This is a genomic window from Arthrobacter sp. 10L430 (assembly GCF_056395245.1).
The window spans coordinates 455,585-469,290 of the sequence record NZ_JBFTJD010000001.1 but is presented as its reverse complement, the minus strand read 5'-3'; the positions used below and the strand labels follow the sequence as shown (position 1 = coordinate 469,290).

General features: G+C 66.0%; 12 protein-coding genes and 1 riboswitch. Of the genes, 3 read left to right on the top strand and 9 right to left on the bottom strand.

The genetic code is table 11. The features are described from left to right. Position 1: 1 nt before the first annotated feature. From rpsP to AC1DDG_RS02090, 4 genes are all read right to left on the bottom strand, one after another. On the bottom strand, positions 2 to 412 hold the full coding sequence (gene rpsP / locus AC1DDG_RS02105; protein WP_230116806.1) for a 30S ribosomal protein S16: 411 nt from the start codon (positions 410 to 412) through the stop codon (positions 2 to 4). Between the two features lie 260 nt (positions 413 to 672). After that, complete coding sequence (locus tag AC1DDG_RS02100; protein ID WP_476874771.1) at positions 673 to 1,110, bottom strand: hypothetical protein; 438 nt, start codon at positions 1,108 to 1,110, stop codon at positions 673 to 675. 132 nt (positions 1,111 to 1,242) lie between these two features. Then, on the bottom strand, positions 1,243 to 2,118 hold the full coding sequence (locus tag AC1DDG_RS02095) for a VOC family protein (protein ID WP_230116808.1): 876 nt from the start codon (positions 2,116 to 2,118) through the stop codon (positions 1,243 to 1,245). A gap of 68 nt (positions 2,119 to 2,186) precedes the next feature. After that, positions 2,187 to 3,281, bottom strand: coding sequence for an amidohydrolase family protein (locus AC1DDG_RS02090; RefSeq protein ID WP_230116809.1), 1,095 nt, complete (start codon positions 3,279 to 3,281; stop codon positions 2,187 to 2,189). Positions 3,282 to 3,370: 89 nt separating this feature from the next. Beyond that, a riboswitch (TPP riboswitch) is annotated at positions 3,371 to 3,478 on the top strand. Between AC1DDG_RS02090 and thiC the strand changes: the two genes are divergently transcribed. After that, on the top strand, positions 3,473 to 5,287 hold the full coding sequence (thiC, locus tag AC1DDG_RS02085; RefSeq protein WP_230116810.1) for a phosphomethylpyrimidine synthase ThiC: 1,815 nt from the start codon (positions 3,473 to 3,475) through the stop codon (positions 5,285 to 5,287). (Overlaps the previous riboswitch by 6 nt.) 1 nt (position 5,288) lies before the next feature. On the opposite strand, the gene AC1DDG_RS02080 is transcribed toward thiC, so the two are convergent. Further along, complete coding sequence (locus tag AC1DDG_RS02080) at positions 5,289 to 6,023, bottom strand: alpha/beta hydrolase (RefSeq protein WP_476874770.1); 735 nt, start codon at positions 6,021 to 6,023, stop codon at positions 5,289 to 5,291. A 55-nt stretch (positions 6,024 to 6,078) separates the two neighbouring features. Further along, on the bottom strand, positions 6,079 to 7,659 hold the full coding sequence (gene ffh, locus AC1DDG_RS02075) for a signal recognition particle protein (RefSeq protein WP_476874769.1): 1,581 nt from the start codon (positions 7,657 to 7,659) through the stop codon (positions 6,079 to 6,081). A 143-nt stretch (positions 7,660 to 7,802) separates the two neighbouring features. Between ffh and AC1DDG_RS02070 the strand changes: the two genes are divergently transcribed. Beyond that, the gene (locus AC1DDG_RS02070) at positions 7,803 to 9,206 is read left to right on the top strand and encodes a glucose-6-phosphate dehydrogenase (protein ID WP_476874768.1); all 1,404 of its coding nucleotides are present in this window, start codon (positions 7,803 to 7,805) and stop codon (positions 9,204 to 9,206) included. A 101-nt stretch (positions 9,207 to 9,307) separates the two neighbouring features. Here AC1DDG_RS02070 and AC1DDG_RS02065 read toward each other — a convergent pair whose 3' ends face one another. Next, positions 9,308 to 9,646, bottom strand: a complete 339-nt coding sequence (locus AC1DDG_RS02065) for a P-II family nitrogen regulator (protein ID WP_015937412.1) — start codon at positions 9,644 to 9,646, stop codon at positions 9,308 to 9,310. After that, complete coding sequence (locus AC1DDG_RS02060; protein WP_230116814.1) at positions 9,643 to 11,007, bottom strand: ammonium transporter; 1,365 nt, start codon at positions 11,005 to 11,007, stop codon at positions 9,643 to 9,645. Before AC1DDG_RS02060 ends, AC1DDG_RS02065 begins: the two co-directional genes overlap by 4 nt. 228 nt (positions 11,008 to 11,235) lie before the next feature. Between AC1DDG_RS02060 and AC1DDG_RS02055 the strand changes: the two genes are divergently transcribed. Further along, positions 11,236 to 12,495 (top strand): MFS transporter, encoded by a 1,260-nt coding sequence (locus tag AC1DDG_RS02055; RefSeq protein WP_476874767.1) that lies wholly within the window; start codon positions 11,236 to 11,238, stop codon positions 12,493 to 12,495. Here the strand turns inward: AC1DDG_RS02055 and ftsY are convergent. Beyond that, positions 12,492 to 13,700 (bottom strand): signal recognition particle-docking protein FtsY, encoded by a 1,209-nt coding sequence (gene ftsY, locus AC1DDG_RS02050; protein ID WP_230116815.1) that lies wholly within the window; start codon positions 13,698 to 13,700, stop codon positions 12,492 to 12,494. The two genes, AC1DDG_RS02055 and ftsY, sit on opposite strands and share 4 nt — an antisense overlap. Positions 13,701 to 13,706: the final 6 nt, after the last annotated feature.

Here is a 13,706-nt window from a genome sequence, read left to right as displayed (position 1 = left end):
CTTACTCAGCCTCGGTGGTCTCTGCTTCAGCCTCGGCGGGAGCTTCTGCCTTGGCCTTCTTGGTGATGGCTTCCGGGATGATCACGGAACCCTTTTCCGGAGCAACGAAGGCTTCCTTGGCAACCTTGGTCTTCAAGGTGCCTTCCTGGCCCGGGAGACCCTTGAATTTCTGCCAGTCACCGGTGATCTTGAGGATCGCGGCGACCTGCTCCGACGGCTGTGCGCCGACGCCGAGCCAGTACTGGGCACGGTCCGTGTCGACCTCGATGTACGAGGGCTCTTCGGTGGGGTGGTACTTGCCGATTTCTTCGATGGCACGGCCGTCACGCTTGGAGCGTGCGTCCATGACGACGATGCGGTAGTACGGTGCGCGCATCTTACCGAAGCGCTTAAGGCGAATCTTTACGGCCACTTTTGTGGTCACTCCTGTTTCTGAAACGGGGTCGAGCCCGGCGTTCTGCACCCGTGGGGCGGGCCGTACTAGGGGGTTCTAAAAGGACAAGATCCGGACGCGGAGAGAGGGGCCACGCAGATCAAGTACCTGTTTATTGTGCCAGATCGGCGGCACTATTTCGACTTGACATGCCCCCGGGCTCCGTTTTCGGCGGCCTGGGGGCTAAAAGGCGCTCCCGCCGGCGTGACCGCGCTGGCGTGCCCGGTGCCTGCGGTCGGTCAGGAAGACCACACGTAGAGGCCGGTCCGGCTGTTCTCGTCGACGCTTCCGGCGAGTTCTGCCAGCTGCTGGACGTACTTCCGCGCCTCGTCCGCGCCAAAGGGCATGTCGTCCTCGGCCGCCCACTTCTCGGCAACATCGTCCAGGACGTTGCCCTCCCCTTCGGATTCATAGCTGAGCAGTTCGGCGAGCGCACGGACCATGGCCGGCGGCACTCCGAGCAGCGCGTCGCTGGCCACGTCCACCATGGCGAGTTCATAGTCGGCACCCGCTGCGTGCACGGCCGTGCCGGCGAGATCACCAAGCTGTTCAATTTCAAAGTCGCTGATCCCGGGAATCCGGACGCCCCCGGCGGACGCGGAGGCGCCGGCGCCAAGTGCAGCGGCGCGCTTGAGGGCTTCACTGTGGGTGGCAACAAACATTTCGGTGAAGCCCATGGACATCGTCCTCGTTCCGTCGACGGCGGGGTCCCCAGGCGGCAGCGGCGGCCGCCCGGGGATGGTCGAAATCAGCCTAACCCACACCCGCCGCGTGGATTCAGCCGACGATGGTTTCGGCGTACTGCGCGCTCAGCGCACGGCGACACGAATGCGGTTGCGCCACGGGTCCTGGAACCGAAGCTCCGCCCCGGTGTGGTGGGCAGCGACTCCGGCGACCTTTAGGCGGTCGGCGAGCGCTCCGACGTCGTCGCCGGCCGGGACTTCGATGAGGACTTCGCCCAGGCCCAGGGTGTCCCGCCGGGGACCTGCGCCGCGGCTGTTCCAGACGTTCATGGCCATGTGGTGGTGGTAGCCTCCGGCGGAGACGAACAGGGCCTGGCCGTGCCAGCCTGCCGTCTTCTCGAATCCGAGGGTGCCAACGTAGAAGTCGTGGGCCGACTGGACGTCGCCAACCTGCAGGTGGACGTGACCCACCCCTGCCTCCGTGCCGCGCTGGCCCTCCACCGCACCCTGGGTCAGGTGGTCCTGCAGGTACTTCTGCGGCGGCAGCGCAAGGCTGTCCATGACTACATTCTTGCCGTCCCAAGACCAAGCATCGCGGGGGCGGTCCCAGTAGAGTTCGATGCCGTTGCCTTCCGGATCACTGAAGTAGAAAGCCTCGCTGACCAGGTGGTCGGCGCTTCCCGTGAAGGACTGCGGCTCGTACTGCGCCGCGGTGGCCACGGTGGCTGCCAGTGCCTCCTGATTGTCGAACAGGAGTGCCGTGTGGAAGAGGCCGGCTTCTCCCCGGCCCGGAATATTCAGGCCCGGGGCGGGAGCGAGATGAACCAGCGGCGTCTTAAGCCTGCCAAGGTAAAGGCCGCCGTCCTGCTCCGCCACGACGTCGAGGCCGAGCGCCCGCTGGTAGTAGTCGGTCATGAGGTTCATGTCCCCCACTTTGAGCATCACAGTGCCCATGGTGAGATCGGCAGGAAGAAGATCCTGGCTGCTGGCTGCTGGTGTCATTTGAGTACTCCCGGACTCCCTGGCCACCGGATTTCGATGGTCTCTACATATCTAAATTACTTGAAGCTTCAATTTATTCCTAAACGGACAACGCGTCCCCGCAGAACTATGCCCCTGAGATCCCTGATGGTTCCGGGCACCTCGCGGGGGTCCTCAGTGCACAACACCACGTCGGCACTTGCCCCTTCGGCCAGGCCCTCCGCTCCCAGCCACCGGCGGGCACCCCAACAGGCGGCGTCCAGGGCAGCAGCCGCCGGAAGGCCTGCGGCGTGGAGGGCCAGGATCTCGTCAGCTATCCGGCCGTGCCGGATCACGCTGCCCGCGTCCGTTCCAGCGAAAACCTGCACCCCGGCTTCGTGCGCTTCCAGGATCCGTTCATTCCGGCCTTCCCACAGGGCCCGCATGTGGGCCGCGTAGCGCGGAAACTTGGGTTCGGCCTGGGCAGCGATATCCGGGAACGTCGCGATGTTGATCAGTGTGGGAACGATCGACACGTGCTGCTCGACCAGCCTGGGAATGTGCCGCGGCAGAAGTCCCGTGGCATGTTCGATGCAGTCGATTCCGGCGTCCAGCACGTCGTCGAGCGTGTCTTCGGCGAAGCAGTGTGCAGTGACCCTGGCGCCCTCATCGTGGGCGGCGCTGACGGCGTCCCGTACCGCCGAGGCGGGAAACGACGGCGCGAGGTCGCCGGCGTCGCGGTCGATCCAGTCCCCCACCAGCTTGACCCAGCCATCGCCGGAACGCGCCTGCTTGCGGACCGCCTCGACAAGGCCCTCCGGCTCCACTTCGACGGCGAAATTCCTCAGATAGCGGCCTGTCCGGGCGATGTGCCGCCCGGCCCGGATGATCCTCGGCGCTTCCGGGCTGCGCTGGAGCCAGCGGGTATCGCTGGCCGCGCCTGCGTCCCGGACGAGCAGCGTGCCGGCGTCGCGGTCAGTCATCGCCTGGGCATAGGCGGTGTCGTCGTCCACGGCGCCTCCGGGCCCCAGCCCGATGTGGCAGTGGGCATCCACGAAGCCGGGCAGCACCCAGCCGTCAAGTACTGCGTCCGGGACGACTGCCGGGCGGCGGAAGGTCAGCCGACCGTCCACGGCCCAAAGGCCTGCCCGCTCCTGGTCCGGGCCGGTAAGCGCGGTCCCGCTGAATTCGATGATGGGCGCCATGGCTCAAGCGTAATCCGTACGGCCCGGCCCGGCGTGTGTCACACCCGGCACGGATGCGGCACCCGCCTGCCGCCCTGTGGTAGCTTCGTCTACGACCACACGGGTGCCCCTGCAGGGGCTGAGATCGGGCTAGCGCAGCCTGCGACCGTTGAACCTGTCCGGGTAATGCCGGCGAAGGAAGTGAGCAGTAAATGAACACCCAGAAAACACGGCTGAGCCCTGCCCAAAACGAGGCGGCCCATAACGAAGCTGGCCAGCAGACCACCCAGTCGCTGAAGTCGCACTCACTGGCTTACATCGAGGGGGAAGGCCTGCGCGTCCCGGTCACGGAAATCGCCCTGGAGCCGTCTCCCAACGGGGAGCAGAACGAGCCGCTGCGGGTCTACCGGACTGCGGGTCCGGGCAGCGACCCGGTAGTGGGCCTCGCCCCGTTCCGCTCGGAATGGATTGAAGCACGCGGGGACACGGAGCCGTACGGCGGCCGGCAGCGGAACCTGCTCGACGACGGCAGGTCGGCTGTACGTCGCGGCGCAGCTTCCGCGGAGTGGAAGGGAGCGCAGCCGGTGCCCCGCCGCGCCGTCGGGGGCAAGACGGTGACCCAGATGCACTATGCCCGGCAGGGCGTCCTCACCCCGGAAATGCGCTTCGTGGCACTCCGCGAGAACTGCGACGTTGAACTGGTGCGCAGCGAGGTGGCTGCAGGCCGTGCCATCATCCCCAACAACATAAACCACCCCGAGTCCGAACCCATGATCATCGGCAAGGCGTTCCTGGTAAAGATCAACGCCAACATCGGCAACTCGGCTGTAACCAGTTCGATTGCAGAGGAAGTGGACAAGCTGCAGTGGGCCACCCAGTGGGGCGCGGATACCGTGATGGACCTGTCCACCGGCGATGACATCCACACCACCCGCGAATGGCTGATCCGCAACTCCCCCGTCCCTATCGGCACCGTTCCGATCTACCAGGCGCTGGAGAAGGTCAACGGTGAGGCCAATGCCCTGACGTGGGAGATCTTCCGGGACACCGTGATTGAGCAGTGCGAGCAGGGTGTGGACTACATGACCATCCACGCCGGAGTGCTGCTGCGCTACGTCCCGCTGACCGCCAACCGCGTCACGGGCATCGTGTCCCGCGGCGGGTCCATCATGGCCGGCTGGTGCCTCGCACACCACCAGGAGAACTTCCTTTACACGCACTTTGACGAGCTGTGCGAGATCTTCGCCAAGTACGACGTCTCCTTTTCGCTCGGCGACGGCCTCCGGCCGGGCGCAACCGCCGATGCCAACGACGCCGCACAGTTCGCCGAACTGGACACCCTGGCGGAGCTGACCCAGCGTGCCTGGGAATACGACGTCCAGGTGATGGTTGAAGGCCCAGGCCACGTCCCGTTCCACCTGGTGCGCGAGAACGTCGAGCGCCAGCAGGAGCTGTGCAAGGGCGCTCCGTTCTATACCCTCGGCCCGCTGGTCACGGACGTGGCGCCCGGCTACGACCACATCACCTCCGCCATCGGTGCCACGGAGATCGCCCGCTACGGTACGGCCATGCTCTGCTATGTGACGCCCAAGGAACACCTGGGGCTGCCCAACAAGGACGACGTGAAGACCGGCGTGATCACCTACAAGATCGCCGCCCACGCCGCAGACCTCGCCAAGGGCCACCCCGGCGCCAATGAGAGGGACGACGCCCTGTCCAAGGCGCGCTTCGAGTTCCGCTGGCGGGACCAGTTCGCCCTGTCCCTTGACCCGGTAACGGCAGAGGCCTTCCACGACGAGACGCTGCCGGCCGAGCCTGCCAAGACCGCACACTTCTGCTCCATGTGCGGGCCCAAGTTCTGCTCCATGCGCATCAGCCAGGACATCCGGAACGAGTACGGCTCGGCCGAAGCGCAGGCGGCACTTGCCGAGATGGCCGAAGGAATGCGTGAAAAGAGCCAGGAGTTCCTGGCCGCCGGCGGAAAGGTCTATCTGCCGGAGCTCAAGCTTCCGGAAACAACCCGCTAAATCAGGACGCCCGGGGCTGTCGCCGCCGGCCGACCTCGGCAACAAATGACCGGATAAAACGGTCACCCTCGGGGGAATCCTGGGGCCGGTGCCCGCCCGCGGCAGTGCGGTGCAGGGCGCCGGTCTCCCTGAGGTACCCGGCAATCTCCTCATAGAGGGGTTCCCAACCGCCGGTGAGGACCAGAGTAGGGACGCCCGGAACGATCTGCAACGGGGCCTGCCAGGGAGGTGCCTGCAGCCGCAGTCGCCTGGCGGCACGCCTCGCTTCCGGCGTGCTCGGGCCGGGCGCTTCCGCAGCGAAGGCACGCCGCACAAACTCCCGCTCGTAGTCGTCGTCGCCGAGCTGGTGCCGGACCTCGAACAGGGGCTCCATCAACGCCCGGTGGGCCGCCGTGGCCGGCAGTTCCGCGGTCAGCGACAAGCAGGCGGGCTCCACGAGCGTCAGCGAGAACACGAGGTCCGGGCGTTCGACGGCGGCCATCATCGCTGCGATGGCCCCTTGGGAGTGCGCCACCACGTGGCCTCCGGCAGCGCCCCGGCCGTCATCGGCCAGCGACCGAAGCACGATTTGGGCGTCCTCGGCGAAGTCCGTCTCCAGCGGTTCCGCTTCGGCGTCGAAGCCGTGCCGCCGCAGGAAAAGGGCGTCATACTGCAGGGCCATGCCGTGCTGGCGCGGCCAGGCGGCGGAGCCGAAGCTCCCGGCCCCGTGGACGAACACTACCCGCTGCTTAAACATGACCCAACCTTATGGCAGAGGCCCGACATCGGCGCGGGCCGACATGACAGTGCGCCTATTTGCCGAGGAACTTGTCGAAGCCCTTCGGCAGGTTCAGCTCGGACGGGTCGAAGTCGCCGCCCTGCTGGCCGAAGGCAGCGCCCGTGGGCAGCGCCTTGGCCGCGCTGGCGCGCCGGGCCTCTGCGTCACGGAGTTCCTGTGCCGCCTTGGCGGGGTTGCCCGAACGTGCCTTCTTCTTGGGTGCATTCTTGGCACCCTTGCGGGCACCGCCGCCGGCCCCCATTCCCGGCATTCCGGGCATGCCCGGCATGCCGCCGCCCTGGGCCATCTTCTTCATCATCTTCTGGGCCTGGGCAAAGCGCTCCAGCAGGCCGTTGACCTCGGAAACGTGAACACCGGAACCCTTGGCGATGCGGGCCCGCCGCGAGCCGTTGATGATCTTGGGAGCGACTCGCTCGTGCGGGGTCATGGAGCGGACGATCGCCTCGACACGGTCGATTTCGCGCTCGTCGAACTGCTCCAACTGCTGGCGGATGTTCTGCGCGCCGGGCATCATCATGAGCATTTTCTTCATGGAGCCCATGTTGCGGATCTGCTGCATCTGGGCGAGGAAGTCGTCCAGCGTGAAGTCTTCCTGGTCGGCGAACTTCTTCGCCATCCGCGCAGCTTCGTCCTTGTCCCAGGACTTCTCGGCCTGCTCGATCAGCGTGAGGACGTCGCCCATGTCGAGGATGCGGGACGCCATGCGGTCCGGGTGGAACAGCTCGAAATCGTCCAGGCTTTCGCCGGTGGACGCGAACATGACGGGCTTGCCGGTGACCGACGCGACGGAAAGCGCGGCACCGCCGCGGGCATCGCCGTCGAGCTTTGACAGCACGATGCCGGTGAAGTTGACGCCCTCATCAAAGGCCATCGCCGTGTTCACAGCGTCCTGGCCGATCATGGAGTCGATCACGAAGAGGACTTCATTCGGGACGATGGCCCGTCGGATCTGGCGTGCCTGTTCCATCATGTCCGCGTCGACGCCGAGACGTCCGGCGGTGTCCACAATCACGACGTCGTGAAGCTTCTGGCGGGCGTCCTCGACGCCCTGCCGGGCGACGGCGACAGGGTCGCCGGCCGGGTGCTCAAGCTCGGAGGTGGCTCCGGGGTGCGGGGCGAAGACGGGAACGCCGGCGCGCTTGCCGACGACCTGCAGCTGGGTCACTGCGTTAGGGCGCTGGAGGTCGGCGGCCACCAGGATGGGGCTGTGACCCTGCGCCTTGAGCCACTTGGCGAGCTTGCCGGCGAGAGTTGTCTTGCCGGCGCCCTGGAGTCCGGCAAGCATGATGATGGTGGGCCCGGTCTTGGCCAGGCGGATGCGGCGCGTTTCCCCGCCGAGGATTTCGACGAGCTCCTCGTTGACGATCTTCACGATCTGCTGGCCCGGGTTCAGCGCGGCATTGACCTCGGCGCCGAGTGCACGCTCGCGCACGCGTCCGGTGAATTCGCGCACCACGGGCACGGCAACGTCTGCGTCCAGCAGGGCCCGCCGGATCTCCCGGACTGTGGCGTCGACATCTGCCTCGGTGAGGCGGCCCTTGCCACGGAGATTCTTGAAGGTTGCTGTCAACCGGTCAGAGAGTGAATTGAACACGCGCCGTGCACTTCTTTCAGTGGATGTACGGATGGCTGCCCTGCGGCACACCAGCGTCTCGGCCGTTGTTTCCAACCGCGTCGACGACGGGACTCGACTATCTAGGGTACCAAGCCGGGCCTCCAAGGTGGCATGCTGTCAGGGTGACGAGCCAAACAACTGTGAAAACTCTGCTCATTCTGGGAGCCTCCGGCGATCTCACCGGCCGGCTCCTACTGCCCGGGCTCGCCCGGCTGGTGGCCAAAGGCGGGGCCGGCGGGCTCAACCTCGTGGGGGCGGGATCGGACCCGTGGTCGCCGGCGGAGTGGCAGGACCGTGTCCATGCCGCCTTCGCCGATGCGGCTGGCGGGGCCGACTCCGCCGGGAAGAAGGCACTCACGTCGCTCGCGAAGGCCACGACTTATCATCAGCTCGACGTCACTGCGGACGGTCCTCTGGCTTCGCTGCTGGCAGAGCTGGAGGGCCCAGTGGCCGTCTACTTCGCCCTGCCACCGCACGTGAGTCAGAAAGCCTGTGAGATACTGGCGCCGCGGCAGGTCCCTGCCGGCACCCGGCTCGTCATGGAGAAGCCCTTCGGCTCCGGAGAGGAGTCCGCGCGCCAGCTCAACCGGACACTCCTGAACCTCGTCCCCGAAGACCACATCCACCGGGTGGACCACTTTCTGGGCAAGGCCACAGTGCTGAACATCCTGGGCCTGCGCTTTGCCAACAACTTCCTGGAGCCTGTGTGGAACCGTGAACACATCGCGCAGGTGGAGATCATCTTCGACGAAGATCTGGCCCTCGAAAGCCGCGCCCGGTATTACGACAGCGCGGGCGCCCTCCGGGACATGATCCAGAGCCACTTGCTGCAGATCATGGCCCTGATGGCCATTGAACCGCCGGCCACGCTCGGCGAGCGCGACCTCCGGGACGCCATAGCCGCTGTCCTCCGTGCCAGCAGCATCAGGCCGCCGTACAAGACCAGCACGCGCCGTGCCCGCTACGCGGCCGGCAGCATCGACGGAAGGAAGGTCCCCGACTACGTCAAGGAGGAGGGGGTCGACCCGGACAGGAACACCGAAACGCTCGCTGAAATCCGCGTGGACATTGACAACTGGCGCTGGAAGGACGTGCCGTTCATTCTTCGCTCCGGCAAGGCGCTTGGCGACAAACGCAAGGAGGCCGTGGTCACGTTCCGGCCCGTGCCGCACCTTCCCAAGGGATTCTCCGGCGTTGACGCCCCCAACAAGCTCCGGATCGGTTTCGGGCCTGACACCCTCGAGCTCGACGTCGACGTCAACGGTCCCGGGGACATCTTCAGTTTGGACCGCACCACCCTCAATGCGGAGCTGAATGCCTCCGAACTGCTCCCCTACGGGGAGGTGCTGGAGGGCGTCCTGACCGGCGATCCCCTGCTCTCGGTCAGGGGAGACACCGCCGAGGAGTGCTGGCGGATTGTGGAGCCGGTGCTCAGGGCCTGGTCGCGGGACTCCGTTCCGCTGGAGGAATACGAGGCGGGCACGAACGCTCCGGACGGCTTGGCAGGTTCGGTCCGCAGCGAATAGGGCCGAATCGCTTTGGGTATGCAAAAGGGCCGGCCACCGTTTCAGGTGACCGGCCCTTTTCTGCATTCCCGTTGGGCTGGGACTGTGCTTGCTGTCCGGTGCTAGATGGCTGCTACGCCACGTTCGCCCGTCCGCACCCGCACTGCTTCGAAGACATCCATGGTCCAGACCTTGCCGTCGCCGGCCCGTCCGGTATTGGAGCTGGCAATGATGACATCCAGGATGTCGTCAGCCTGTTCGTCCGTGGCCAGAACCTCCACGCGGATCTTGGGCAGCAGGTCCACGTTGTACTCGGCACCCCGGTAGACCTCGGTGTAACCTCGCTGCCGGCCGTAGCCGCTGGCTGCACTGACCGTCAGGCCCTGGACCCCGTAGGCCTCCAGGCCTTCCCGGATGGCTTCGAGCTTCTCCGGACGGACGATTGCTGTAATCAGTTTCATGCCCCCACGCTTTCCTTGCCTGATGCTGCTTCTGTCTTCTTGCCCTCTACGCCCGGCGCGGCGGTCGTCGTGCCGCTGGTCTGGGCGTTGCCGGTGATCAGTTCATGCAGCGGCTGGAAGCTGCCGCCGTGGCCGCCGATGCCGAACTCGTAGGCGGTCTCGGCGTGCAGGCTGAGGTCCACACCCACCACTTCCTGTTCCTGGGAGACACGGAAGCCCATGAACTTGTGGATGGGGTAGGCGATGATGAAGGTCATGACCGAGGTGAAGGCGATGGCCATGAGGGCCGCCAAAGCCTGGGCGACGAGCTGGGTGGTGCCTCCCCCGTAGAAGAGGCCCGCCTGGCCCTGTGTCGGTGTCGCGAGGAAACCGATGGCCACGGTTCCGACGACGCCGGAGACAAGGTGGACGCCGACGACGTCGAGTGAGTCGTCGTAGCCCAGCTTGAACTTCAGTCCAACTGCCAGTGCGGAGGCGACACCTGCGACTACGCCGAGGGCGATGGCACCAAGCGGAGACACGTTGGCGCAGGCAGGGGTAATGGCGACCAGGCCGGCGACGACACCGGAAGCGGCGCCCAGCGAAGTCGGGTGACCGTCACGGTACCGTTCCACAGCGAGCCAGCCGAGCATCGCGGCTGCCGGGGCTGCCAGGGTGTTGATCCAGATCAGGCCAGCCTGTTCAACTGTGGCGGCCGCACCGGCGTTGAAGCCGAACCAGCCGAACCAGAGGATGGCTGCACCGAGCATGACAAACGGAATGTTGTGCGGGCGGTGGTTGGGGTCCTTGCCGAAGCCCTTGCGGTTACCGATGATCAGTACCAGGACGAGCCCTGCCACGCCGGCGTTGATGTGGACCACTGTGCCGCCGGCGAAGTCAATCACCGGAGCAAACGTCTGACCGAACCAGCCATCCTTGGAGAAGAGTCCCCCGCCCCAGACCATGTAGGCCAGGGGGGCGTAAACCAGGGTGGCCCAGATGGGCGTGAAGATGGTCCATGCCGAGAACTTTGCGCGGTCAGCGACGGCTCCGGAGATCAGTGCCACGGTGATGATGGCGAAGGTGGCGGCGTAGCCGACCTTGAGCAGATCCGCGGGATCGGTAAAGTTGTGCAGACCGAAGTGGCTGAACGGGTTCGCGAAGATCTGGAAGAAGTTGTCCTCGTTGCTCGTCGCCATCGACGCGCCCCACAGAACCCACATGATGCCCACGGTTCCGATGGCCACAAAGCTCATCATCATCATGTTCAAGGCAGCTTTCGCACGGGTCATGCCGCCGTAGAAGAATGCCAGGCCCGGGGTCATGAACAGCACGAGTGCTGAAGCGACCAGGAGCCAAACGAGACCTGCGGTGAGTTCCATGGTCTACGTCCTCTCTTGCTTTTGTTGTGCGGAGTTGCCCGCCCTGTCCCAACGCCTTTTGCGTTCTAAGTAAAGTTTTGCCGGGCTGTGTTTCGCTGGCGGAGGATTTAGATTGCCGGCCTGTTACAAGAACCTCCCGGAAGTAAATGGTGCATATCTGGCTTGTTACGGTTATGTTTCACCAGTCCCAAACCGCCACTCCGTCCCTTTTGCAAGGATCTCCGCTTCATGACGCCACGCTCCCGTCCCGCCGCCGGAAGACTGCGGTTCCCAGCCGTCAGGCGGGCCAGCCAGGCCCGGCTGCCCCGCGACATCAAGGTGATGCTTGTCGCAGCGTTCCTCATAGCCTTGGGTTTCGGGCTGGTGGCTCCGGTGCTCCCCCAGTTCGCCACAACTTTCGACGTCGGAGCTACCGCCGCAGCGGTGATCGTCAGCATCTTCGCGTTCATGCGGCTCATGTTCGCCCCTGCGGGCGGCGCGCTGATCGGTCGGCTGGGTGAGCGGCCGGTCTACGTAACGGGACTGCTCATCGTCGCGGCCTCCACCGCGGCCTGCGCCTTCGCGCAGAACTACTGGCAGCTCCTCGTGTTCCGGGGGCTTGGCGGCGCCGGATCGGTGATGTTCACGGTGGCGTCGATGGCGCTGGTGATCCGACTGGCCCCTCCGGAGAGCCGCGGGAGGGTGTCCGGCGCCTACGCCTCGGCGTTCCTGATCGGCAATGTCTGCGGTCCCATCGTGGGGGGCCTGCTGGCCGGGTTCGGGCTGCGGGTGCCGTTCCTGGCCTACGCCGGAGCCCTGGTGCTGGCGGCGCTCGTGGTGCAGACGCAGCTCAGCCACGTGCCGCGCACGGGCGGCCATGACGCTTCGGCCGTACCGGCCATGCAATTCGGTGAGGCGCTACGCGACAGCGCCTACCGTGCCTCGCTGTTCTCAAGTTTCGCCAACGGCTGGGCCACCTTCGGCGTGCGGATGGCCACCGTGCCCCTGTTCGCCGTCACCGCCCTAGGCTCCGGACCCGAGGCAGCCGGCTGGGCGCTGGCCGTTTTTGCCGCGGGCAACGCCGTGGCCCTGACATTTTCAGGCAGGCTGGCTGACAGTCTTGGCCGGAAGCCGATGATGCTCGCCGGGCTGGCGCTGACCGGACTGGCAACCGGCGGGATAGGCCTCACCCATGTGCTGGGCTGGTTCCTTGCCGCATCGATGCTGGCAGGCGTGGGCGCGGGCCTGCTGGGGCCTGCCCAGCAGGCCGCCGTAGCCGACGTGATTGGCCGCGAGCGGTCCGGCGGCCGGGTGCTCGCCGCTTACCAGATGACCGCCGACATCGGCGCCATCCTTGGACCGGTTTTTGCCGGTCTGCTGGCGGATGCGCTGGGCTACGGCTGGGCCTTCGCGGTGACGGGCAGCGTGCTGCTGCTGGCGGCTGTCGCCTGGCTTCTCGCCCGGGAGACGGCGCAGACGGCGACCGCGCCCCAGTCCAGCCAGTCCTAGTTCAGCAGCGCGTCGACAAAGCCTTCGGCTTCGAACGGGGCGAGGTCATCCGCGCCCTCGCCGAGCCCGATGAGCTTGACGGGAACGCCGAGGGACTTCTGGATGGCCACGACGATGCCGCCCTTGGCTGTCCCGTCCAGTTTGGTCAGGACGATGCCTGTGATGTTCACTACTTCGGCGAAGACCCGCGCCTGGTTGAGCCCGTTCTGGCCGGTCGTGGCGTCGAGCACCAGGAGCACTTCGTCCACTTCCGCGAGCTTCTCGATGACGCGCTTGACCTTGCCGAGCTCGTCCATGAGTCCGACCTTGTTCTGCAGCCGTCCGGCGGTGTCGATCATGACCACGTCGACTTCCTGTTCGATGCCTGCCTTGACCGCCTCATAGGCGACCGACGCCGGGTCCGCTCCGTCGACGTCGGACTTCACGGTGGCAACGCCGACCCGCTGGCCCCACGTGGCCAGCTGCTCGGCGGCGGCTGCGCGGAAGGTGTCCGCGGCACCGAGCAGAACGTCCTTGTCCTCCGCGACCAGGACGCGAGCGAGCTTGCCCACAGTGGTGGTCTTTCCCACACCGTTCACGCCGACCACCATCATTACGGCAGGCTTGTCAGCGTGCCGTTCGATGTGGAGGCTCCGGTCCATCGTAGGGTCGACAAGCTTAATGAGCTCTTCTCGGAGGAGTGCCTTGACGTGATCGGGTGAACGGGTGCCCAGGACCTTCACCCGCTCGCGGAGGGCGTCCACAAGCTGCATGGTGGGCTCGGTGCCGAGGTCGGCGAGGAGCAGCGTCTCCTCCACCTCGTCCCAAACATTCTCATCAATCTTGTCGCTGGAAAGCAGCGCGAGCAGGCCCTTACCGAGGACGTTGTTCGACTTGACCAGGCGTTCCCGGAGGCGGGTGAGGCGTCCCTCCACAGGCAGCGGAGTCTCGACCGGAATAGTTTCGAGGCCGGCAACGTCGTCCGGAACCTCCGTTTCGACCCCTTCGACGTCGACGCCGCCCGGGGCCTTCCGCTCGGGAGCCGCCACCGGGCGGTCTTCCAGAAGGGTTCCGCCGCCTCCCAGCGGGTTCACCGGATCGTTGGCGTCGCGTGTATCTGGGTACCGGGTGCCGGACTTCCGTGCTTTAAGCAGCACCGGGACCAGCCCGCCGATGACTACCAGGGCAGCAAGAATGGGCAGGAGAATGGGGAGGATGTCGTTCACACCCCT

Excerpts from the sequence above, each read along its gene's own strand:
- AC1DDG_RS02065 (WP_015937412.1), bottom strand. The coding sequence starts at position 9,646 with ATGAAACTGATTACAGCAATCGTCCGTCCGGAGAAGCTCGAAGCCATC.
- AC1DDG_RS02055 (WP_476874767.1), top strand. The coding sequence starts at position 11,236 with ATGACGCCACGCTCCCGTCCCGCCGCCGGAAGACTGCGGTTCCCAGCC.
- AC1DDG_RS02100 (WP_476874771.1), bottom strand. The coding sequence starts at position 1,110 with ATGGGCTTCACCGAAATGTTTGTTGCCACCCACAGTGAAGCCCTCAAG.
- AC1DDG_RS02060 (WP_230116814.1), bottom strand. The coding sequence starts at position 11,007 with ATGGAACTCACCGCAGGTCTCGTTTGGCTCCTGGTCGCTTCAGCACTC.
- thiC (WP_230116810.1), top strand. The coding sequence starts at position 3,473 with ATGAACACCCAGAAAACACGGCTGAGCCCTGCCCAAAACGAGGCGGCC.
- AC1DDG_RS02090 (WP_230116809.1), bottom strand. The coding sequence starts at position 3,281 with ATGGCGCCCATCATCGAATTCAGCGGGACCGCGCTTACCGGCCCGGAC.
- AC1DDG_RS02095 (WP_230116808.1), bottom strand. The coding sequence starts at position 2,118 with ATGACACCAGCAGCCAGCAGCCAGGATCTTCTTCCTGCCGATCTCACC.
- AC1DDG_RS02080 (WP_476874770.1), bottom strand. The coding sequence starts at position 6,023 with ATGTTTAAGCAGCGGGTAGTGTTCGTCCACGGGGCCGGGAGCTTCGGC.